This window comes from Streptococcus suis YS56 (assembly GCF_000440115.1).
Taxonomy (GTDB): Bacteria; Bacillota; Bacilli; order Lactobacillales; family Streptococcaceae; genus Streptococcus; species Streptococcus suis_L.
In genome coordinates, this window is record NZ_ALMY01000022.1 from 67,069 (window position 1) to 89,717 (window position 22,649).

The following is a 22,649-nucleotide window of genomic DNA, read 5'->3' on the forward strand; positions in this document are numbered from 1 at the left end:
AGGAGGCTGGGCAAAAAGCCCAGAACCACTACTCAGAGTTCGTGTCAACATCTCAGCGCAGTGGTTGATTGGCAGATTTGTTCGTGTTTTGCACTCCAAATCTGGCCTAATCAACTGTGCGGGGGTGGGAAGACGAACTCTTTTTATCTTGGTTGAGTTCTTTCCCACTCCCAAGGCGAGTTAACGAAGTAATAAAAGATAAGCTGAATAACTATATTAGATAGCTTTTTCATCCAAGCCCAACTTACGTTGAACAAATTTAACAATTTCTACAACAACAACCATGAGACCTGAACCAATTACTGTTACCATCCATTGAGTTGGTGTCAAGATAGATACCTTGAAGAAGGTATTGAATCCTGGAATCACAACAGTCGCCATCAAGAGCAAGAAGGCTGCTACGATAGACCAGTTAAAGAGCTTGTTCTTGAATGGACCAACGGTAAAGATAGATTGGTAGACAGACTTAACGTTGAAGGCATGTACCAACTGAATCAATCCAAGAGTAACATAGGCCATTGTCAAGGCATCTGCATGGATTTCTTCATAAGTACTGTGTTCTGGGTAAAGCAGTGCAAAACCATAGACACCAAGTACCAATGCTGTTTGTAGAATACCCTGATAGACAATAGAGCTCAAGACACCACCTGAGAAGAAGCTTGAGTTACGACCACGAGGTTTGTGCTGCATCACACCTGGCTCAGCAGGTTCAACACCAAGGGCAATCGCTGGAAGTGTATCTGTTACCAAGTTAATCCAAAGAAGATGAACTGGCTCCAATACGTCCCAACCAAAGAGGGTAGCAAGGAAGATACACAATACTTCAGCAGTGTTAGCTGACAAGAGATATTGGATGGTTTTTTGGATGTTTGAGAAGACCTTACGTCCTTCTTCTACCGCTACGATAATAGTCGCAAAGTTGTCATCTGCAAGGACCATATCAGAAGCACCTTTCGAAACTTCCGTACCTGTGATACCCATACCGATACCGATGTCGGCTGTCTTCAGTGATGGCGCATCGTTAACACCGTCACCAGTCATGGCAACAACCTTACCATCATTTTGCCAAGCCTTAACGATACGAACCTTGTGTTCTGGAGATACACGAGCATATACAGAATATTGCTTGAAGACTTTCTGGAACTCTTCATCCGTCAATTCGTTGAGCTCTGCACCTGTAAATACATGGTCTTCTGTATCGTTTGGATCGATGATACCAAGACGTTTTGCAATTGCCTCAGCTGTATCTTGGTGGTCACCTGTAATCATGATCGGACGGATACCCGCTTCCTTAGCGACACGAACAGCTTCCGCTGCTTCAGGACGCTCAGGGTCAATCATACCAACCAAACCTGAGAAGACAAGGTCGTTTTCAACAATGTCAGATTCCAATTCAGGAATAGCATCAACATACTTGTATGCCATCATCAAGACACGAAGGGCTTGTTTAGCCAACTCTTTGTTAGTTGCAAGAATAGCTTGTTTATCCGCATCGGTAATCGGACGGATTGTACCGTTTTCTTCAATTTGCGTTACACGTTTGAGCAATTGGTCTGGTGCACCTTTAACAGCTACGAAGAAGTTTCCAGCAGCTTGCTGATGAATGGTTGACATCAATTTACGTGTTGAATCAAATGGCAATTCTGCCACACGAGGCTCAGAAACCAAGACTTCACGAACGTCAAAGTTTTGGTCCAAACCAAATTGAACAAGAGCCGTTTCAGTTGGGTCACCAATTAATTTACCAGTTGGGTCAACCTTAGTATCGTTGGCAAAGTTCATAACACGAAGCGTGGTATTGCTTGCATCCAAAGCTTCTTTAGCATCCACCAATTGACCGTTTGTATAAACTTTTTCAACAGTCATCTGGTTCATAGTCAAGGTACCAGTCTTATCTGATGCGATGATTTCAGTTGAACCAAGTGTTTCAACAGCAGGCAACTTACGGATAATCGAGTTACGCTTAGCCAAGACCTGTGTACCAAGCGAAAGAACCACTGTAACAATAGCTGGCAAACCTTCAGGAATGGCCGCAACCGCAAGGGCTACAGATGTCATAAGAGCAGGTAAGATACCTTCTCCACGTACAAATACCGAAACAGCCATCGTTACCGCAGCAATTACAAGAACTGCATATGTCAAGACTTTTGATAACTGGTGCAAGTTTTGTTTCAATGGTGTATCCGTCTCATCTGCATTGGCAAGCATGCCTGCGATGTGACCAACTTCCGTGTACATACCTGTGTTTGTAACCACACCAAGACCACGGCCGTAAGTAACGTTTGAGTTTTGGTAAGCCATGTTGACACGGTCACCAATCGGTGCATCTTCTGCCAATTCCTTGCTCAAGTCCTTATCGACAGGAACAGATTCACCAGTCAGAGCCGCTTCTTCGATTTTCAAAGAGTTAGCTTCCAACAAACGCATATCTGCTGGAACAACGTCCCCTGCTTCAAGAAGAACGATATCACCTGGCACCAAGTCTTTAGAATCAACCTCGACTACATGATTGTCACGAAGCGCACGCGCAACTGGGCTTGACATGTTTTTTAGCGCCTCAATGGCTGCCTCAGCTTGCCCTTCTTGATAAACACCAAAAGCAGCGTTCAAGATAACCACGGCCAAGATGATAATGGCATCTGTCAAACCGTGTGAACCTTCTGTAATCACCGTCAAGATTGCTGCTGCAATCAAAATGATAATCATCAAGTCTTTGAACTGATCCAAAAATTTAGCTAAGAGTGTGCGTTTTTCACCCTCATCCAATTCGTTACGACCGTAGTCTGCTAGACGTTTGCTTGCCTCATCACTAGACAAACCGTCCAAAGAAGACCCCATGCTTGACAATACTTGCTCTTCGCTCTGTGTATAAAACAAATCGCGTTTTTGTTCTTTTGACAATTTCCTTCTCCTTCTCGGTCTCTTTTTTACCTAACAAATAAAAAAGAGACCTGTCTTATTAAAACAAGTCTCGCTATTTAATATATTGCCGGAAACAAGTCGGATTGACGACAATATCACGGAAATTTCCGCTAGCTACTCCCTCGATTTGTTAACTATTATATCAAAAATCCCGAGAAATTCAAGAATATTTTTCTGGAAACAAGAGATTATTTCCACGAGATTTCCAAATCATAGGAAGCAAAACCTTGCTGGTTCTCCAATCCCTTTAATTCATATTGCAACTGGACACTTTGATCCGAACGGTTTAATTGGTAATGTTTTGTATCGGTCACAAAATGCTGGATTCCTAACGGTGTAGGAATGGTCACAATAGCTTCTTTACCAGAAATGAATCGCATAATAGACTTCGGAGTGGAAAAGCGTGTCATCACTAACTCTTCTTCGTCACATTTTATGACAACTTTTTCAGCTTCATCGTTACTATAAATAAGATAGAGATTGCCGTCTTTTTCCTTGACTTCCACTTGAAATTGCTGATCCACTACCTCAATCTGCCCGTCCAGATCAATTTCATTTCGTAAATAAATATCCATAGGTCCTCCTACTATTTTTTAATCCTAGTAACAAAGGAAGAACGAAGCAGAGTAAAGCCTGTATACGCTGCAATGAAGACTACCAAAATTTTTAAATTATTAATATCCAAATTTGATAAGAAGAAAGCGGCTGTCAAAACACCCAGCACCCCACCGACAATGATTCCTGGAACTCCTGGCCAATTTACTCGTCCTGATTGGATAAACTGCTTGGCACCAGCTGTCATAATCATAGCAGCATTCAACATCATGACCGGAAGAGCAACTGCTGGACTAATTCCCATCAATGAGAAGAAGATTAACTCAGGAGCATAGTTACCCAGCCCCATACTCATCAGCATTCCCACCATAAAATCAAAGGCAATACCAACAGCCAGTTTCCAACCAGTTAAGCCCTTTACTTCATTGGTAAGATCTGCGCCAGGGTTAGTAATCATGCGATAGACCATGAAACAGGCTGCAATAATTAGCAAAATCCCAAGAATTCGTTGAACTTTCTTTGTATCCCATTTTTGAGTTACCTTGGCACCAACAAAGGCACCCGTAAATGCCGCTACTGCCATAGCAATCAGAGTGACCATGTCAACCTCAACTATCGTAATAAACAATAGCGCCTCTACTAAGACTGGTATGATGTGCGCCGTTGTCATGGTCGCAGGAATTTTACGATCGTCTTCCACCAACTTTGTCAGTTTAAACATAGTGGTTGTCGTTGCAAAGGTTCCAATCCCCAAGGTGTCTAGCAAATCAGTAACATAACCGATACCAAATCCTGTCCAAAATTTCTCTTTTAGAGAAATATCGTGCTTTTTAGCATAGAATAGAATTGTGTAAAGCATCCAAAGAATCAGGGCTATAATAAAGACCTGAATAGTTAATAAGATAATTTGATTATTCATTTCTCCATTATACCAAAAGATTCCTTTGGATACATAGCAATATCCTTGTATTTTAGAAAAATCAGGAATTTATCTCCCTTTTTTGTTATAATAAAACTATGATAGAAAAAGTATTTCGCGATCCAGTTCATAACTATGTACATGTTGATCATGAGCTGATTTATAAACTTATCAATACAAAAGAATTTCAGCGACTACGCCGCATCAAGCAACTAGGGACTACTTCCTATACCTTCCATGGTGGCGAGCATAGCCGCTTTTCGCACTGCCTTGGCGCCTACGAAATCGCCAGACGGATTACTCAAAAATTTGAAGACAAGTATCCACAAATCTGGGATACAAATGAGTCCCTACTGACCATGGTTGCTGCGCTACTCCATGATGTCGGACACGGAGCCTATTCTCATACCTTCGAGCGTCTATTTGATACAGACCATGAGGAAATGACCTGTGCTATTATTACTAGTCCAGAAACGGAAATCAATGCTCTGTTGAAACAAGTTTCGCCTGAGTTTCCAGACAAGGTTGCTAGTGTTATCAAACACACCTATCCAAATAAACAGGTCGTTCAACTCATTTCGAGCCAGATTGATGTTGACCGAATGGATTATCTATTACGAGATTCCTACTTCACAGGAGCGAACTATGGTGAATTTGACCTAACTAGGATATTACGTGTCATTCGCCCGACAGAAAATGGAATTGCTTTCAAAGAATCTGGTATGCATGCAGTAGAAGACTACGTTCTCAGCCGCTACCAGATGTACATGCAAGTCTATTTTCATCCAGCAAGCCGCTCTATGGAAGTCCTATTGCAGAATTTACTCAATCGTGCCAAACTACTATATACTAGTGAACAGGAGTTTTTTGCACGAACTTCACCTCGGCTATTACCTTTTTTTGAGCATCGTATCCGTCTAACCGACTACCTCAGTCTGGATGATGGAGTTATGAATACTTACTTTCAATCATGGATAGATGGACCAGATCGTATTTTATCTGACTTAGCCCAGCGCTATATCAATAGGAAAGTGCTCAAATCCATCACTTTCAAGGCCGAAGAAGAGGAAGCTTTGGACCGCCTGCGTAGCCTGGTCTCAGATGTCGGGTTTGACCCAGAATACTATACTGCTATTCACCACAACTTCGATTTGCCGTATGACATTTACCGTCCGAATGCAGAAAAGAAACGGACTCAAATTGAGATTTATCGCAAAGATGAAACCTTGGTAGAACTATCCTCTCTATCACCAATTGTTCACTCCCTATCAGGCACAATCCACGGCGATAGCCGTTTCTATTTCCCAAAAGAAATGTTAGAAGAAACAGGGATTTTCGCACCTCAAATAGCTGATTTTAACAGCCATATACATAACGATCATTTTATAATTGGAGAATCAAATGAGCATTAAACTTGTCGCCATCGATATTGATGGTACACTACTAAATAGTCAACACCAAATTACAGCTGAAGTACATTCAGCAATCCAAGAAGCAAAAAAAGCAGGCGTTAAAATTGTTATTGCTACTGGTCGCCCCATTTCCGGTGTTCAAGCAATTTTAGAAGAACTCAATCTTACAGAAGCAGGTGACTACGTCATCACTTTTAACGGTGGCTTAGTCCAAGATGCAGCAACTGGCGAGGATATTGTCAAAGATACCTTGACTTATGAGGATTATCTCGACATCGAATCTGCCGCCCGTAAACTCAAGCTCCCAATGCATGCCAGCACCAAGGAAGGTATCTATACTGCCAACCGTAACATCGGTAAATACACCATTTACGAATCAACACTAGTAAGTGCACCCATTTTCTATCGCACTCCAGAAGAAATGGCTAACAAGGAAATCATCAAAACAATGATGGTTGATGAGCCAGAAATTCTTGATGCTGCTATTCCACTTCTACCGACCAGCTTGACTGAAAAATACAACGTAGCAAAATCAGCACCATTTTATTTGGAAATCACCCCTAAAACTGTTAACAAGGGACAAGCTATCATTCATCTAGCTGAGAAGCTTGGACTAACAATGGATCAAACTATGGCCATCGGTGACCAAGAAAATGACCGTCCAATGTTGGAAGTTGTTGGTAATCCTGTTGTCATGGAAAACGGAAATCCTGAACTGAAGAAAATCGCCAAATACATTACGAAGTCAAATGATGAGAGCGGTGTAGCCCACGCTCTGAGAGAATGGGTACTGAAATAACCTCTTAAAATAGCAAAAAAAGCATCGGATTCAAAAGCCGATGCTTTTTATTATAGTCTTTTAGTTTACTTTTAGTACTCGCTCCAAAGGTTTGGGGAACCTTTGGAGGTTGGAGATAAGGCGAAGTAAGTTCGCTTCAATAGCTGCAGACAGCTTGTACAGTCGAGTGACTGTGCAAGGTTGGAGATAGTACTTGCGGAGCAAGTCACCCCTGCAGAGTACGGCAAAGCGAGTTCACACAATCCATTGGAGTGTGTGAAGTTGGAAATAAGGAAACGGAGTTTCCTCTTACGTCGAAGTAATAAAAGAAAAACTAAATGACTATATTAAAAGTTCAACAAAGCCAAGAAACTTTCTGCTTCAAGTGATGCACCACCAACAAGCGCACCGTCAACGTCTGGACATGCCATGTATTCAGCAACGTTTGATGGGTTTACAGAACCACCGTATTGAACACGAACCTTGTCTGCAACTTCTTGACCGAAATCAGCAGCAACAACGTCACGAACAGCTTTACACATGTTTTGTGCATCATCTTTAGTAGCTGATTTACCAGTACCGATTGCCCAGATTGGCTCATAAGCAATAACAAGTGATGCTACTTGTTCAGCAGTCAAGTCTTTCAAAGCTGCAGAAACTTGTGCACCTACAAATTCTACTGCTTTACCAGCTTCGTAAGTTTCAAGTGACTCACCACAACAGATGATTGGAGTCAAACCGTTACGGAAGATTGCATGAGCTTTTTTATTAATATCTTCATCAGTTTCGTGGAAGTAATCACGACGCTCTGAGTGACCGATAACAACATAGTTAACACCCATTTCAGCCAATACTTTTGGAGATGTTTCACCAGTGAAGGCACCTGCATCTTCAAAGTAGCAGTTTTGAGCAGCAACTTTCAATTCAGAATCTTTAGCGAACCACAAAAGAGCGTTCAAATCTACAGCTGGAGCTGCGATAGCTGCTTCAATTTTGTCGCCAGCAGGCAATTTTCCTGCAATCGCCTCAACGAAAGCTTGTGCTTCTTGAGGGTTTTTATTCATTTTCCAGTTACCGGCAATGATTGGTTTACGTGACATTTCACATACCTCTTCTTTTTTATTTTACAAGGTCCATTATAGCATAAACTCAGCGAAGATTAAAGAATTTCTGTGCATTTTATGAATACTTACAGAAAAACTCTCTACCCGAAAGTAGAGAGTTACAATTAAGTTGTCTGACTATAATTGTTATTTCTGGGAACTCAATCGAATTAAGCTTCGATTTCTGTAACCATACCTGAACCAACAGTACGTCCACCTTCACGGATAGAGAAAGTAGTACCTTGTTCAACGGCGATTGGGTGGATCAATTCAACGTCGATAGTAACGTTATCACCAGGCATTACCATTTCAGTACCTTCTGGCAATTTGATTGAACCAGTTACGTCAGTTGTACGGAAGTAGAACTGTGGACGGTAGTTGTCGAAGAATGGAGTGTGACGTCCACCTTCTTCTTTAGTAAGGATGTAAACTTCACCTTTGAATTTAGTGTGTGGGTTGATAGAACCTGGTTTAGAGATAACTTGACCACGTTCGATTTCATCACGTTGTACACCACGAAGAAGCACACCAACGTTATCGCCGGCAAGACCTTCGTCAAGTTGTTTACGGAACATTTCAACACCAGTAACAACTGCTTTTGATTTTTCTTCTTGAAGACCAACGATTTCGATTTCGTCGTTGACACGAACAGTACCACGGTCGATACGTCCTGAAGCTACAGTACCACGACCAGTGATTGAGAATACGTCCTCGACTGGAAGCAACAATGGTTTGTCAGTGTCGCGTTCTGGTTCTGGAATGTACTCATCAACAGTGTTCATCAATTCCATAACGATGTCTTCGTACTTAGAGTCACCTTCAAGAGCTTTAAGAGCTGAACCTTGGATAACTGGAAGATCATCACCTGGGAAATCGTATTCTGAAAGAAGGTCACGGATTTCCATTTCAACCAACTCAAGCAATTCTTCATCGTCAACCAAGTCAACTTTGTTCATGAAGACGATAAGGTGTTTAACACCAACCTGACGTGAAAGAAGGATGTGCTCACGAGTTTGTGGCATTGGACCGTCAGTTGAAGCTACTACAAGGATCGCACCATCCATCTGAGCAGCACCAGTGATCATGTTTTTAACGTAGTCCGCGTGTCCTGGAGCGTCGATGTGAGCATAGTGACGTTTTTCAGTTTCGTACTCAACGTGTGCAGTGTTGATAGTGATACCGCGCTCGCGCTCTTCTGGAGCAGCATCGATAGACGCATAGTCTTTAGGTTGGTTAACTGATGAAGGCAAGCGACGTGCCAATACAGTTGTGATAGCTGCTGTCAAAGTAGTTTTACCGTGGTCAACGTGTCCAATTGTACCAATGTTAACGTGTGGTTTACTACGATCGTATTTTTCTTTTGCCATTTTGGTAAAAGCCTCCAATAAAATATATTTTATAGATAGACAGTAGGCAATACAGTCTAACTTTACCTTACTATTCTATCAAATTGTAGCAGAATTGCAAGCATTTTCTATCGTTTTTTATTTTATCCATGTTCTGCAAGGGCTATTAGCTTCGCTCATAACCTTTTTTATCATCCCATTTTAACCTATTACTCAACTAAAAACACCTCACTTCCGTAGGAATATTGATGTTACCATAGCTACAAGGTGCCACAAATACGAGACTACTGCAACAGACCTTTCTCCGTTCAGTCATCCTACGACTCCCTGGCAAGCCTCTTGCTATAGGTGTTGAAAATATATTGACTATTTTCACTTAATGATACAGTTGATAATAAGGCTGAATAGGAATGGACGCGCCAATACTAGAAGAATAAATCCAGTCCTTGCCTTCCAACTGAGCAAAGTCTTCTGCTTTTCCTGTTAGGATAATGCCTGCGAACTCCAACTGATCAATCTCTTCTTGTTTGGTAAAGTCGGTGTTACCAAACTTATCGACAAAGGCCTGCAAGTCATCCACAGGTATGTCCAGGTACTGTGCTCGCTCCTGATCTCCCGATTCTAAGAACTCTTTCATATAGTCCATACCTGACATATAGTCTTCTGGCATGGCCGAAAAGACCAGTTGAATATCCTCTGGCTCTAATCCCAAAAGTTGCTCTGGACGATAGTGATAGGTATTTTGTTTCCCTTCTGTCCCTATCCAATACCAATTTTGCTTGAGGTTGCTAGGAATCATCTCCTTGATTTTTGCCAAGCTGTACTTCTTATCAAAGGAAATAGCCACTTCTACTAGTTGACCGCTCATTTCTCTTAGATATGGCAATTCTTTAGCAATCTCTGACTCACTCCACACAATCTGATTCTTATTGTAAAAAACGGGTACCTTGGTATTGGTTGTATGATCATATAGGTATTTGAAGGTATTCCCAGGTATATGCTGGGCAAAGTCATAATGACTATCAAACAGGTCATAGTAAATTTCGTGCTGACCAAAAGCCATTGGAACACCGTCTAAATCCTTGTACAAATCGAAGTAGAGCTTTCCAGATACATAACTCGTGCTTTGGATTTTAATGCCATCATGATTTATATTTGGATAGGCGATTTCCATTAACATCGTTTGTTCCCACACCTCACGACCTTCTCGTGCACCGACGATGATTTTTACGGTTTGAACGCCAATCAATAATAAGATAAAGCCGATGAGCGATGATAGCCCTATTGTCTTCCATAAATTCTTCCGCTTACTCTTTTTTGTCACTTCTTCAAAAGTCTTCATAGTCATATCCTCTCTCTTCTAGCATTTTCCTCAACTGCTTGCGTCCGCGGTAAAGGCTGATTTTCACCCAACTTTGACCAGCACCTAAAATATGCGCAATCTCCTTGATACTCATATCTTGGAAATAATAGAGGTCAATCACCTGCTGGTACTTACTGGGCAAACCTTCCACCGCTTGATAGAGTTCCTCATAGCCTTCTTGGTCATAGATCAAAAAATTTTCAGGTCTAAAAAACTCCTTTTGTAAAATTTCATGGTAGCGCTTGTCTCTCCTGTATTTGTCAATGTAGGCCCGAACTGCAGAACGGTAAAGCCAAGCTCTTAGTTTTTCGAAAGGAAGGACAATATCAGATTCAAGCAATTTGACCAATACATCTTGGGCAATATCCTGACTGTCAGCTGGACTGGCTCCTGATTTTTGCAGATAGTAGGAAATCTCCTCTGCAATACCAATAATTTCTTTTTCATATTGATCCAGTTTGATACTTATCTCCTCCTTTCACTGATAAAACGAATAAGGGATGGTTTGGTTACGCTTTCTTATAATTATTATATATTTTTAGAATAGAAAAAAACAACCTCCGAAGAAGTTGTTTTGTAGTGGTATTAACCTGAGTTGCGCAAACCTGTCGCCACACCATTGATGGTAATATGAATGAGATTCTCTTGTTCTTTGCTCAATTCTCCACGACGAAGACGATGAATTAATTCAATCTGAATATAGTTGAGCACATTGAAATAAGGCATGCGATAATCAAGACTGGCTTTTAGGAACGGTAGTTCTGCTAAAAGCTCATCATTTTGCTCGATTGATAAAATGATTTCTTTGGTCAACTGCCATTCATCTAAAATGACATGGAAGATATTTCGTACCTCTTCGCTTTCACACATTTTAGCATATTCAAATGCGATATTCATATTGGATTTAGACAATACCATATCCACGTTTGATAGAAGTGAACGGAAGAATGGCCAAGATTCGTACATTTTTTGTAACTTAGACAAATTATCAGGATGCTTATCGATAAAGCGTTTGAAACTTGAACCAACTCCATACCAACCTGGCAACATGACACGGTTTTGTGACCAGGAGAATACCCATGGAATCGCACGCAAACCACCGATTTCTGTGATAGTTTTTCGAGCCGCTGGACGTGAGCCAATGTTCAAGCTTGATACTTCACGAATTGGACTAGCGGCAAAGAAATAATCATAAAAATGTGGATTATTGAACACAAGATCTCTATAAATACGATAGCTATCTGATACAATTTCATCCATGGTTTCGCGATAGCCATCGATTTCATTTGGATCGGTAATCATTTGTGTGACCATACGGTCAAGCGTTGCAGATACCAGCATTTCTAAATTATAGTAGGCTGCGTCCTTGTTACCGTATTTATTGCCTATCACTTCGCCTTGTTCTGTCAAACGAAGTCGGTCCTTGATGGAACCAAATGGCTGAGATGTAATCGCATCGTAGGAAGGACCACCACCACGACCAACAGTACCACCACGACCATGGAAGAAGGTGATGTTTACTCCGTAGTCTTGACCAATTTGCGTCAATTCATTCTGTGCTTTGTAGAGTGTCCAGCCGGAGGATAGGTAGCCACCATCCTTGTTGGAATCTGAGTAGCCAAGCATGATTTCTTGGTAGTATTTATTGCCTGCAATCCAACGTTTCGCTAAATCTAATTGCAGATATTGTCGCATGGTATCAGGTGCATTATCTAAGTCCTCGATTGTCTCAAAAAGTGGAACAATCTGAACACGGGCATTATCGACATCTACTAGACCAACTTCTTTTAATAGGACAGCTAATTCCAGCAAATCAGAAACACTCTCCGAGTGTGAAATAATATGTTGCTTGATGATTTCCTCACCTAGCTTATCTTTCAATTCACGCGCAGCAGCAAAGATAGCCAATTCTTTTTCTAATTGTTCTGACTTTGGCATGTGCGTTGCAGAAAGAATGCGTGGATCAGTTTCCAACTGTTTCAAAAGAACATGGCATTTAGCTTCCTCAGATAAACTGGAGTAGTCTTCTACGATACGGGCAGAAGCCAATAGTTCCGCAACACTCGCTTCATGAATAGAAGAGTCTTGGCGCATATCGATACTAGCTAGGTAGAAACCAAACGCTTCAACCGCTTCAAGTAATTCTGTAAAATCACCTTTCAATAGCGCCATAGATTTATTTTCAATCAAAGATTGTTTGATGGCTAATAAATCAGCTTTAAACTCGGCTACATTACTATAGCGAACATCTGACGGCTTATTGTGAACTAGATAATCTCTTGTATTTGCAAGTTTCATCTGAATATAGTGAAAAGCACGACGATAGGGCTCATTTTCACGATAGACAGAACTATCTTCAGATAAATCCGCCAGCATCTTAACCGCTGTAGATACATTCACAATGGAAGTTGAGAGCGAAAAATTCCGATAGAGTTTATAGAGTTGCTCATCGTAATAATTCATAATGACTTCACACTGAGTCAAGGCTGACAGCTTCAAGGTCTCTGCAGTAACAAATGGATTTCCATCACGGTCTCCCCCAATCCACATACCCATTGTAATTGGACGAGGGTTATTTAAGGCGATTCCTTTCTCAGCAGCCAAACGTTTGTATTCCCGCTGCAACTTAGTGACAGCCTTAATAAAGGAAGAATTGTAATACTCCATAACGTTTGTGATTTCGTTGGTTACTTTCAACTTCTTCTCACGAATCATATCCGTCTGCATGATAATTTCAATGTAACAACGGAGCTCATCTTCCCATTTGTTTTTATTGAGCAAGCCCAATTTTACATCGCGATAACGACGAAGCAACTCATGAATATGCTTGGTTAAATCAAGCATAGACTGACGTTGAACCTGAGTAGGATGGGCTGTCAAGACTGGAACAACATTCAACTTTTCAAGGATTTCAGCTGCATTTTCTTGTTTGGAAACCATATCAATTGTTGTTGAAATCTTACCAAGATAATCTTGATCAATATTGTTTTGGTGATTGATTTCATAGGCCAAGTCAACATCTTCTGATATATTAATCAAAAGTGGCAAAACAGCAAAGTATCTAGAAATAACTGCTAGTTCATCATTATTTAACTGACTGATAATAGCAATCAATGCCTGATAATCATCCTGACGAGACAATTGAGATAATTCTACAATTTTAGCAAAAGTCTCTGCAGGCATCATTTGAGCTGCTACTTCTTCCAAAATAGATGTTAGAATCGTTACTTCTTCACGGATTGCTTCCTTGTTGTTATAGTTTTCTAATTTTTGAATAGCCATCTCCTACCTCTTTCCTATCTCTAAATTAGCGTACGCTCTATTTCTTCTTCAATTAATCGACGTTTTTCACTAGCATCAATATTCAGAACAAACCCTATCCCGATGGAAATAATCAAAAGACTCGATCCCCCCTGTGACAAGAAGGGGAAAGTTACCCCCGTTGCAGGAATAATTCCTGAAATTCCTCCGATATTGACAAATGTTTGAATCAGAAGCATACCTGCCATTCCAAGTGCCATCATCGCATTAAATGGACTACGAGCACGGACGCCTACAATAATAATTCGAATAATCAAAAAGAACAATAAGGCTAGAATTAAACTAGCTCCGACAAAACCGAGTTCTTCAATGACAATCGAAAACGCAAAGTCGGTGTGGGCCTCTGGTAGATACCCCTTTTTCTCAATCGAATTTCCCAAGCCACGTCCAAGCCATCCACCGTTACTCATCGCATAGTAAGAATGAGTCAATTGAAGACCTGAGTTGGTGGCATTACCAAATGGATCAAAATAGGCCGCAAAACGACGAGCAATATAACCAAAGAGCGGAATTTTTTCCACCGTTTCTACACCCAAAATACGAATCGTCCCTAGAATAACTGTTGAGGCGGCCACAATTCCCAAAACCGCTGTTGAAAACCAGCGATAGGCAATCCCACTCACACTGATCATCACGACCATAATCAGCACAATAATCGTCGCATTCCCCAAGTCTGGCAGTGTCGCAACTAGACCAAGGAGGAGCAGACTGACCACCCGCCAATCTGTAAACTCTTTCGGAATCCAACTTCCTTTAATCAACGATACATAGTCATAAGTCCGAATATCCGCCTGTTGTTTTGCAAACTCATGTGCCAGATACCAAATGATAATTAATTTCAAATATTCGGCCGGCTGCAAGGTTCCTGCGATCGGCAGAGGAATCCAGCCATGAGCCCCGTTAATCGGAGTAAACAACCGAGAAATAGCTAACAGAAATACTTCTACCAAAATAACCGAATAGATAACGGCTTTCTTGCGTAAAAAACTTAATTTCATACGATAAATCGTATAGATTGCTACCAAGCTGACAATCCAGAATCCTGCCTGGTTAATCACTGTTCTAAATGGATTTCCACCATTAATAATTTGCGTAGCACTGGTTGTCGAATAGACCATGACCAACCCAATCACCGATAAGATGAGATAGGGAATCAGTATGGAGTAATTCAACAACTGGCGTTTGTCAATCTTCATTGCTTATCCAACCTTCTTCGAGTATAGCTCTTATTATAGCATACTTTGTATAAAAATACTTATCACTTTCTAAGTTGCTCTGCAAACATTCGGAACTAACTTTTGTCAACAAGAAAAAGGCCGAAGCCTTTCATATCTATTCAAATGTTTCAAGATAAAATTCAATTTCATCCCCATTTGCAACTATAAGGTCTTTAGCCCCTTTATCAGCCATTTGGCCATTAACTTTATACATCCAGTATGTATTGGTACTCGCATCTTGGCTAACACCATCAATTTCTGTTATCAAACCATTGTCTTCTACAATGTCATGATGTTCTTTAAGCACATCCATGACACTATCACCTTCTTCCGCAGTAACTTCCTGACGATTCTCTTTGTCCTTGGTTGTAATCTGCAAAGTGACTTCGATAGCCGAGTTGCTCTGTTTCTCAGTAGTGTTTGTACAAGCAGCCAAGAAGAGCGAGAAGACAACCGTCAACATAAGACTAATTTTTTTCATTTATAAAATCTCCTAAAAATATAATCAATAATTGGATAAAACAAAACTGTTGAAGCAGCGTGTAAACTATCAAAGACTAGACCATTAAGCCAGAAGACGATAGGGGAAATCCCAAACTGTGTCGCAGATAAAAAACTTATCGTTAGCCCATACAAAAAGACAAGAATCCCCGCCAGAAGACTCTGTAGCCACAAGGGAATGCTCTCTTTTTTGATAGAGGGACCAATTGCCAACCACCATATAAATTGGATGAAAGCAAAACTAAGAACTTGCCACAAAACAACTGTTCCAAATCCAAAAAGCAAGCCACTCCCTACCATCGCTAGTATCATCAATGTCCAGCTCTCCAGCAAACTGAAATAGGACAGAACAATGAGGAAAATAGCCGTAAGAGGCTTTATATTTGGAAATGGACCAAAAACCACCCTTAAAACAATCGTCAAAGAGGACAGAACAACTAGCTGACTAACACGTCTTACTTTTTCACTTTTGTCATGCATACCAATTTAGCCTACCTTATTCCCTTTATTATGTCAAGTTCAGATAATCTTTTACTATTTCTTGAATTGTATTTTTTTGATTTTTTCATGATTTTACGGTAGAATTGAGGAGATGAGAAAGAAACTAAATCCGATGATTGTTGTTGGTTTTTTCCTATCCTTCTTTGCTCTTATTTTCATCACTGGGGTGACTGGAAATACTGTAAATAAGACGGAGGTAGCTAACGAACCCGCAGTCACACAATCAAACACCAGTACAAGTTCTAAAACAACAAATTCTAGCTCAAGTTATTACATTGCAAATGCGCTCGAAATGAAACCTATCGTCGACGTTTCTGCTTGGCAGAGACCTTCTGAAATTGACTACGATACTCTTAGCAAAAATATTTCTGGCGCAATCGTTCGTATTCAAAGTGGATCACACACTAAAAACGAAAATACAGCGACTGATAAAAACGGGTTAGATAAATCCTTTGATACCCATATTAAAGAATTCCAAGCAAGAAATATCCCTGTTGCTGTCTATGCCTATGTCACGGGAAATAGTATTGAGAGCATGCAGGAGGAAGCTCGAAGCTTTTATAAGGCCGCAAATAAATACAAGCCAACCTTCTATTGGTTAGACGTTGAAGAATATACCATGGATGATATGAATGCTGGAGTGGAGGCTTTTCGAAAAGAGTTAGAAACTCTCGGTGCTAAAAACATTGGAATTTACGTCGGAACCTATTTCATGGAAGACCATAGCATCAATGTGGATAAATTCGATGCAGTCTGGATTCCTACATATGGTGATGATTCTGGCTACTACAATGCCGCTCCAAATACTGATTTGGATTACGATCTCCACCAGTACACATCACGTGGGTATGTCAACGGATTTGAACACCATTTGGATTTAAACCTCATTACTACACTCAAAGATCCTAACGAAGTTTATCAGAAACTATTTACAACACCCGAATAAAATGATACAATTTCACTAATTACATATACACAAAGGAGTGCTTCGGCTGAGATCGCAACTGCGAAATCCTCGAACCTGATCTAGTTAAAACTAGCGTAGGAATTGTGTGCTTTATAGAATGATACTATACTCTGCTATAAACACTCCTTTGTTGACCATCTACAAAGGAGTCTTTTTATGTCCACATCAAAATTACCCATCCTAGCCGAAGTCGCTATCTTTTCTGCAATTGCCCTCGTCTTTGACAAAATCCCGCTCTTTACAATGCCCCAAGGTGGATCCGTGTCTTTAGTCATGCTTCCAATCTTACTGCTTGCTCTACGCCACGGACTAGGGGTGGGGGTTCTTACTGGTGGTATTGTCGGAACCATTCAACTTTTCTACGGTGGCTACTTCCTAAACGTTTTTCAAGTTTTTCTTGACTACGCGCTTTCTTACGCCGGAATTGGTTTAGCAGGTTTAGTGGCACCCACCCTATCCAAACAAAAAGATCTAAAAAATGCTACTCTCATCATTACTCTGGCTAGTTTTCTAGGAGGAAGCATCCGATTGATAGCCACCTTCTTATCAGGAATTATTTTCTACGCAGACTACGCTCCAGATGGTATGCCTGTCTGGTTCTATTCCTTTACCTACAATATCAGCTATATTCTTCCTTCCGCTGCAATTGCCTCTATTCTGCTCATTTTACTCTATAGAGCAAGACCAGGTTTTTACAATCTTTAACCAAAACTGTCTGCTGGATTTTATCTAACAGGCAGTCTTTTTAATTATTTTTACTTGCTTTATGCTATAATAGGAGCGTTATAATACATTTTGGAGGAAATTATGGCTTCTTGGATTTCAAGAATTATTAAAGGTATGATTATCGCACTCGGCTTTATCTTACCTGGTGTCTCTGGGGGAGTACTCGCTGCTATCCTCGGAATTTATGAGCGACTAATTGGATTTTTAGCAAATATTCGAAAAGATTTCAAAGAAAACTTTCTTTATTTTGTTCCTGTAGGAATCGGTGGAATTTTGGGAATCGCACTCTTCTCTTTCCCTGTTGAATATTTATTGCAACATTTCCAAGTCCCAGTCTTGTGGGCCTTTGCGGGAGCAATCGTGGGAACTATTCCTAGCCTGCTTAAAGAATCAACTCAAAAGAGCAAACGAGATAGCATTGATTTAGCTTGGTTGATTGGGACATTCGTCGTTTCTGGTCTCCTACTTTACAATTTAAGTGATCTTGTCGGGACACTTCCAGCAAACTTTGCAAGTTTTGTCTTGGCAGGTGCCTTGATTGCTTTAGGGGTACTTGTTCCTGGACTCAGCCCTTCAAACTTACTATTGATTTTGGGTATCTACACGCCAATGCTAAATGGTTTCAAATCACTTGATCTATTCGGTACCTTCCTACCAATCGCAATCGGTGGCGTTCTTGCAATGGTGGCCTTTTCAAAAGCAATGGACCACGCTCTGAAAGTATACCATTCACGTGTTTATCACTTTATTATTGGTATCGTCTCATCATCCACTCTTTTGATTCTGATTCCACAAGCAAGTAATAAAGAGTCAATTTCATATGCTGGCGCGAATTTTGTTACATGGATTGCTGCTATTGTCCTATTTATACTAGGAGCATGGTTAGGCCTTTGGATGAGTAAACTTGAGGAAAAATATAAATAATGGCAAAAAAGGTTAAAATAAAGAAAACCTTGGTGGACCAAATATTAGACAAGGCTAAGATCGATCATGATAGCCTTGTTTTAAATGCTTTCGAAGGTCAACTTCCACCAGGAATTGAAGAACACGAAATTTACAAAACACTGGTATTAACTGGAGATAAAACTGGACCTGTCATTGGAATCGTGCCAATCAATGAGCACCTGTCTGAGAAAAAATTAGCCAAAATCTCTGGCAATAAAAAGGTCAGCATGATTCCGCAAAAGGACTTGGAAAAGACAACTGGCTATGTTCACGGTGCCAACAATCCCGTGGGTATTCGTCAGAAGCATAATTTCCCAATTTACATTGATCAATCTGCCCTTGAACTCGGTCACTTGATTGTCTCTGCTGGTGAAATTGGTCGCTCGATTAAAATTGATAGCCAGGTTTTAGCTGATTTTGTAAAAGCTGACTTTGCTGATTTGATCGAGGGGAGGGACTAAACTTGAAAATCTACTTTGTCCGACATGGAAAGACCGAGTGGAATTTGGAGGGGCGCTTTCAAGGCTATTCTGGTGATTCAGCTCTCTTGCCCGAATCTTATCAGGATTTAGAAAAACTCGGCAAATACCTTGCTGAAATTCCCTTTGATGCTATTTATTCTAGTGATTTGCAGCGCGCACATAACACTGCCGTAGAAATTGCCAAAGCCAATCACCATTGCCAAATCGTTCTAACCACGCCACAACTACGTGAATGGAATTTTGGAAGACTAGAAGGAAGCAAGATGGCAATTTTTCGTGCCATCTACCCCAAACAGGCCTGGGCACTCAAACATAATCTAGCACGATTTAAACACGATGTCTTTGATGCCGAATCTGTCCATCAGGTCACACAGAGAATGGTCGATTTTATCCAGTCTCTTCAAGAAGAAAACCTGGAAACAGTCCTCATCGTCAGTCATGGTGCCTTTCTAACTGCCTCTATTCATCGCCTGCTTGGTTTTCCACCTGCCCAACTGCGTCACCGAGGTGGTTTGGATAATGCTTCCATTTCCATTTTGGAAACGAGAGACTTTGAACACTTTACCGAACTGGCTTGGAATGATACCCGCTACAAATCTCACTAAGAAAGCAGTTTCTTGCTTTCTTTTTTGCTGATTTTTTACCTATTCTATGATAAAATAGAAGGAACAGACTTTGGAGGAATAAAATTTTTATGTCAACTGAACATTTTGAAGAATTAAATGACCAACAGATTGTCCGTCGTGAGAAAATGACGGCTCTTGCTGAACAGGGCATTGACCCATTTGGAAAACGTTTTGAGCGTTCTGCAAATTCAGCTGAATTGAAGGCCCAGTACGAAGACAAATCAAAAGAAGACTTGGAAGAATTAGGGCAAACAGCCATCATCGCAGGTCGTATCATGACCAAGCGTGGTAAGGGTAAGGCAGGTTTTGCTCACATTCAAGACCGCGAAGGCCAGATTCAAATCTACGTTCGTAAGGATGATGTTGGCGAAGAAAATTATGAAATCTTCAAAAAAGCAGACCTTGGTGACTTTATCGGTGTCGAGGGAGATGTCTTCAAGACAAACGTTGGTGAGTTGTCTATCCATGCTCGCAAGTTGACTCACCTTTCTAAAGCGCTCCGCCCATTGCCAGAAAAATTCCACGGTTTGACAGACATCGAGACCCGCTACCGCAAGCGTTATTTGGACTTGATTACCAACCGCGAGAGCTTTGATCGCTTTGTGACTCGTTCAAAAATCATCTCAGAAATCCGCCGTTACCTTGACGGACTTGGTTTCTTGGAAGTGGAGACACCTGTCCTTCACAACGAAGCTGGTGGTGCTGCAGCCCGTCCATTCATCACCCACCACAATGCCCAAAACATTGACATGGTCCTTCGTATCGCGACAGAACTCCACCTCAAACGCCTGATTGTCGGCGGTATGGAACGCGTTTATGAAATCGGCCGTATCTTCCGTAACGAAGGTATGGATGCGACCCACAACCCTGAGTTCACTTCCATCGAGGTCTACCAAGCTTATGCGGATTACTTGGACATCATGGACTTGACAGAAGGCATTATCCAGCATACTGCCAAGGCAGTTGTCGGCGACGGCCCTGTGACTTACCAGGATACTGTCATCAATATCCATGAGCCATTCAAGCGTATCCACATGGTTGATGCCATTAAGGAACAAACTGGCGTGGACTTCTGGCAAGAGATGAGCTTCGAAGAAGCAAAAGCCCTTGCAGCTGAGCACAAGGTCCCTGTGGAAAAACACCATACAGAAGTGGGGCAAATCATCAACAGCTTCTTTGAAGAATACGTTGAAGCAACTCTTATCCAACCAACCTTTGTCTATGGTCACCCAGTAGCCGTATCTCCACTGGCTAAGAAAAACGATGAAGACCCACGTTTCACAGACCGCTTCGAGCTCTTCATCATGACCAAAGAATACGGAAACGCCTTTACAGAGCTCAACGACCCAATCGACCAATTGGAACGCTTTGAAGCCCAAGCCAAAGCTAAAGAACTCGGTGACGACGAAGCGACAGGCGTTGACTACGACTACATCGAAGCCCTCGAATACGGTATGCCACCAACAGGTGGACTTGGAATCGGTATCGACCGCCTCTGCATGCTCCTGACAGATACCACTACTATTCGGGACGTACTCCTATTTCCGACGATGAAATAAGCAAGAGTAGCTTGCTAGGATTGTTTTCACTAGAATGTACCAATCGCTCTCCAGTTTCTTAGCGATTGGCTGAAAAGGTCTACTAGACCTTTTCACTCCCTATGATGAAATAAAAATTACAAACTGTTTAACACCGATACGTAAAACACTCTTGGAAATTCCAAGAGTGTTTTTGCATGCAAAAAATCCCAACCATATGGTCAGGATTTTCAGGAGATTATGAAAAATATTTAGGATTGACTATAGTATAGCTCATCCTATCAACTATCTCATCAGTCTTGGGACTGATTCTCTTCTTTTTTTGCAAAATAATCTCGGACAATTGGCGCAACTTCTTTTCCGTAGAGTTCGATAGCACGGAGGACATCTTCATGTGGCATTGAGCCGGTTGGGAGATGGAGGAAGAAACGGTCCAAGTCAAGTGTTTCAATAGTCTTGATAATTTTTTCAGCGACTCGTTTTGGATCTCCGACGATGGTTGCACCTTCGTCTGTCAGAGAGTAGAGATATTGCGCCTTGGTCATCTCGCTCCAATGTGGGCGGTCTTTAGCGATATTGTCCGTAATTACCTTGGTTGGATGATAGTATTCTTCCACAGCCTTGTCATGGTCGTCTGCAATCCAGCCCCAAGAATGGGCTGCAACTTTCGTTTTCTTTGGATCATGACCTGAATTGCGGGCAACCTTGCGATAAGCATCGACTAAAGGTTTAAAGCGATGGGCACCTGCACCAATGACTGCATACACAATCGGCAAGCCTTTCTTAGCAATCTTGATAGTGGATTCTACATTACCACCTGTTGCCACCCAAATGGGAAAATCTTCCTGAACAGGACGTGGATAGACTGGCTTATTATCGACTGACTGGGTAAAATGCCCATCCCACTGGAGATTGGTTTCCTTGTCAATTTCCAAAAGCATATCCAACTTTTCATCGAAGAGTTCTTCATAGTCATGGAGATCATAACCAAACAAGGGGAATGACTCCGTAAAGGAACCACGACCCGCCATGATTTCCGCTCTGCCATTTGACAAAGCGTCAATGGTGGTATACTGCTGATAGAGCCTTACAGGGTCCATGGAGGAAAGGATAGAAACTGCTGATGTTAGCTTGATATGCTTGGTATTGACGGCACCAGCTGCCAGCACAATCTCAGGTGCAGAAACCGCAAAATCTTCGCGGTGATGTTCTCCAATCCCATAGACATCAAGCCCTACCGCATCTGCTAGCTCGATCTCTTTGACTAGTTGACGAATCCGCTCGTCGTGGCTGTATGTCTCACCTGTTTTTTCTAGTGGTGTTGTTTCACCAAATGTTGAAATACCTAATTCTACCATGATGTGTTCTCCTTTACATATTTTACTTATTTGATGGTATTATTTTATCACTAACTAGTGATAAAATCA

General features: G+C 41.3%; 20 protein-coding genes and 1 riboswitch. Of the genes, 8 read left to right on the plus strand and 12 right to left on the minus strand.

The window, feature by feature from the left end; all coding sequences use genetic code 11:
- Positions 1-216 precede the first annotated feature (216 nt).
- The 3 genes from SST62_RS0103480 to SST62_RS0103490 all read right to left on the minus strand — a co-directional run bounded on the left by SST62_RS0103480 (position 217) and on the right by SST62_RS0103490 (position 4,396).
- Positions 217-2,901 (minus strand): cation-translocating P-type ATPase, encoded by a 2,685-nt coding sequence (locus tag SST62_RS0103480; protein ID WP_029186311.1) that lies wholly within the window; start codon positions 2,899-2,901, stop codon positions 217-219.
- A 209-nt stretch (positions 2,902-3,110) separates the two neighbouring features.
- A complete protein-coding gene (locus tag SST62_RS0103485) occupies positions 3,111-3,497 on the minus strand; it encodes a DUF1934 domain-containing protein (RefSeq protein ID WP_029186312.1) in 387 nt (128 codons plus the stop codon).
- A gap of 11 nt (positions 3,498-3,508) precedes the next feature.
- Positions 3,509-4,396, minus strand: coding sequence for a sulfite exporter TauE/SafE family protein (locus SST62_RS0103490; protein WP_029186313.1), 888 nt, complete (start codon positions 4,394-4,396; stop codon positions 3,509-3,511).
- Between the two features lie 98 nt (positions 4,397-4,494).
- On the opposite strand from SST62_RS0103490, the gene SST62_RS0103495 reads away from it, so the two are divergent.
- Positions 4,495-5,808, plus strand: coding sequence for an HD domain-containing protein (locus SST62_RS0103495; protein ID WP_029186314.1), 1,314 nt, complete (start codon positions 4,495-4,497; stop codon positions 5,806-5,808).
- On the plus strand, positions 5,798-6,607 hold the full coding sequence (gene yidA, locus SST62_RS0103500; protein ID WP_029186315.1) for a sugar-phosphatase: 810 nt from the start codon (positions 5,798-5,800) through the stop codon (positions 6,605-6,607). The genes SST62_RS0103495 and yidA overlap by 11 nt, the downstream gene beginning before the upstream one ends.
- Before the next feature lie 326 nt (positions 6,608-6,933).
- Here the strand turns inward: yidA and tpiA are convergent, their stop codons facing one another.
- The 8 genes from tpiA to SST62_RS0103540 form a co-directional block, all read right to left on the minus strand.
- The gene (tpiA, locus tag SST62_RS0103505) at positions 6,934-7,686 is read right to left on the minus strand and encodes a triose-phosphate isomerase (RefSeq protein WP_004298713.1); all 753 of its coding nucleotides are present in this window, start codon (positions 7,684-7,686) and stop codon (positions 6,934-6,936) included.
- Between the two features lie 173 nt (positions 7,687-7,859).
- Entirely contained in the window at positions 7,860-9,056 is a 1,197-nt protein-coding gene (gene tuf / locus SST62_RS0103510; RefSeq protein WP_012775011.1) for an elongation factor Tu, read from the minus strand.
- A gap of 355 nt (positions 9,057-9,411) precedes the next feature.
- Complete coding sequence (locus SST62_RS0103515; protein ID WP_029186316.1) at positions 9,412-10,383, minus strand: anti-sigma factor; 972 nt, start codon at positions 10,381-10,383, stop codon at positions 9,412-9,414.
- Complete coding sequence (locus SST62_RS0103520) at positions 10,364-10,867, minus strand: RNA polymerase sigma factor (RefSeq protein ID WP_029186317.1); 504 nt, start codon at positions 10,865-10,867, stop codon at positions 10,364-10,366. The genes SST62_RS0103515 and SST62_RS0103520 overlap by 20 nt, the downstream gene beginning before the upstream one ends.
- 116 nt (positions 10,868-10,983) lie before the next feature.
- Positions 10,984-13,680: a phosphoenolpyruvate carboxylase gene (gene ppc, locus SST62_RS0103525; protein ID WP_029186318.1), complete on the minus strand. Its 2,697-nt coding sequence runs from the start codon at positions 13,678-13,680 to the stop codon at positions 10,984-10,986.
- 20 nt (positions 13,681-13,700) lie between these two features.
- Entirely contained in the window at positions 13,701-14,915 is a 1,215-nt protein-coding gene (gene ftsW / locus SST62_RS0103530) for a cell division peptidoglycan polymerase FtsW (protein WP_029186319.1), read from the minus strand.
- Positions 14,916-15,051: 136 nt separating this feature from the next.
- Positions 15,052-15,417, minus strand: a complete 366-nt coding sequence (locus tag SST62_RS0103535; RefSeq protein WP_029186320.1) for a DUF4430 domain-containing protein — start codon at positions 15,415-15,417, stop codon at positions 15,052-15,054.
- The gene (locus SST62_RS0103540; protein ID WP_024406699.1) at positions 15,414-15,917 is read right to left on the minus strand and encodes a hypothetical protein; all 504 of its coding nucleotides are present in this window, start codon (positions 15,915-15,917) and stop codon (positions 15,414-15,416) included. Before SST62_RS0103540 ends, SST62_RS0103535 begins: the two co-directional genes overlap by 4 nt.
- A 112-nt stretch (positions 15,918-16,029) precedes the next feature.
- On the opposite strand from SST62_RS0103540, the gene SST62_RS0103545 reads away from it, so the two are divergent.
- From SST62_RS0103545 to lysS, 6 genes are all read left to right on the plus strand, one after another.
- Entirely contained in the window at positions 16,030-16,884 is an 855-nt protein-coding gene (locus SST62_RS0103545; RefSeq protein ID WP_024384638.1) for a glycoside hydrolase family 25 protein, read from the plus strand.
- 23 nt (positions 16,885-16,907) lie between these two features.
- Positions 16,908-17,003, plus strand: a riboswitch (TPP riboswitch).
- 58 nt (positions 17,004-17,061) lie between these two features.
- Positions 17,062-17,610 (plus strand): energy-coupled thiamine transporter ThiT, encoded by a 549-nt coding sequence (thiT, locus tag SST62_RS0103550; RefSeq protein WP_029186321.1) that lies wholly within the window; start codon positions 17,062-17,064, stop codon positions 17,608-17,610.
- A gap of 102 nt (positions 17,611-17,712) precedes the next feature.
- A complete protein-coding gene (locus SST62_RS0103555) occupies positions 17,713-18,555 on the plus strand; it encodes a DUF368 domain-containing protein (RefSeq protein WP_024406696.1) in 843 nt (280 codons plus the stop codon).
- The gene (locus tag SST62_RS0103560) at positions 18,555-19,037 is read left to right on the plus strand and encodes an aminoacyl-tRNA deacylase (protein WP_029186322.1); all 483 of its coding nucleotides are present in this window, start codon (positions 18,555-18,557) and stop codon (positions 19,035-19,037) included. Before SST62_RS0103555 ends, SST62_RS0103560 begins: the two co-directional genes overlap by 1 nt.
- A gap of 2 nt (positions 19,038-19,039) precedes the next feature.
- Positions 19,040-19,663: a histidine phosphatase family protein gene (locus tag SST62_RS0103565; RefSeq protein ID WP_029186323.1), complete on the plus strand. Its 624-nt coding sequence runs from the start codon at positions 19,040-19,042 to the stop codon at positions 19,661-19,663.
- An 89-nt stretch (positions 19,664-19,752) separates the two neighbouring features.
- Complete coding sequence (lysS, locus tag SST62_RS0103570) at positions 19,753-21,243, plus strand: lysine--tRNA ligase (RefSeq protein ID WP_029186324.1); 1,491 nt, start codon at positions 19,753-19,755, stop codon at positions 21,241-21,243.
- Positions 21,244-21,515: 272 nt separating this feature from the next.
- Here the strand turns inward: lysS and SST62_RS0103575 are convergent, their stop codons facing one another.
- Positions 21,516-22,580, minus strand: a complete 1,065-nt coding sequence (locus tag SST62_RS0103575; RefSeq protein ID WP_029186325.1) for an LLM class flavin-dependent oxidoreductase — start codon at positions 22,578-22,580, stop codon at positions 21,516-21,518.
- Positions 22,581-22,649: the final 69 nt, after the last annotated feature.

Coding starts and splice junctions, on each gene's coding strand:
- SST62_RS0103485 (WP_029186312.1), bottom strand. CDS start 3,497: ATGGATATTTATTTACGAAATGAAATTGATCTGGACGGGCAGATTGAG.
- SST62_RS0103490 (WP_029186313.1), bottom strand. CDS start 4,396: ATGAATAATCAAATTATCTTATTAACTATTCAGGTCTTTATTATAGCC.
- SST62_RS0103495 (WP_029186314.1), top strand. CDS start 4,495: ATGATAGAAAAAGTATTTCGCGATCCAGTTCATAACTATGTACATGTT.
- yidA (WP_029186315.1), top strand. CDS start 5,798: ATGAGCATTAAACTTGTCGCCATCGATATTGATGGTACACTACTAAAT.
- tpiA (WP_004298713.1), bottom strand. CDS start 7,686: ATGTCACGTAAACCAATCATTGCCGGTAACTGGAAAATGAATAAAAAC.
- tuf (WP_012775011.1), bottom strand. CDS start 9,056: ATGGCAAAAGAAAAATACGATCGTAGTAAACCACACGTTAACATTGGT.
- SST62_RS0103515 (WP_029186316.1), bottom strand. CDS start 10,383: ATGACTATGAAGACTTTTGAAGAAGTGACAAAAAAGAGTAAGCGGAAG.
- ppc (WP_029186318.1), bottom strand. CDS start 13,680: ATGGCTATTCAAAAATTAGAAAACTATAACAACAAGGAAGCAATCCGT.
- ftsW (WP_029186319.1), bottom strand. CDS start 14,915: ATGAAGATTGACAAACGCCAGTTGTTGAATTACTCCATACTGATTCCC.
- SST62_RS0103535 (WP_029186320.1), bottom strand. CDS start 15,417: ATGAAAAAAATTAGTCTTATGTTGACGGTTGTCTTCTCGCTCTTCTTG.
- SST62_RS0103540 (WP_024406699.1), bottom strand. CDS start 15,917: ATGCATGACAAAAGTGAAAAAGTAAGACGTGTTAGTCAGCTAGTTGTT.
- SST62_RS0103545 (WP_024384638.1), top strand. CDS start 16,030: ATGAGAAAGAAACTAAATCCGATGATTGTTGTTGGTTTTTTCCTATCC.
- thiT (WP_029186321.1), top strand. CDS start 17,062: ATGTCCACATCAAAATTACCCATCCTAGCCGAAGTCGCTATCTTTTCT.
- SST62_RS0103555 (WP_024406696.1), top strand. CDS start 17,713: ATGGCTTCTTGGATTTCAAGAATTATTAAAGGTATGATTATCGCACTC.
- SST62_RS0103560 (WP_029186322.1), top strand. CDS start 18,555: ATGGCAAAAAAGGTTAAAATAAAGAAAACCTTGGTGGACCAAATATTA.
- lysS (WP_029186324.1), top strand. CDS start 19,753: ATGTCAACTGAACATTTTGAAGAATTAAATGACCAACAGATTGTCCGT.
- SST62_RS0103575 (WP_029186325.1), bottom strand. CDS start 22,580: ATGGTAGAATTAGGTATTTCAACATTTGGTGAAACAACACCACTAGAA.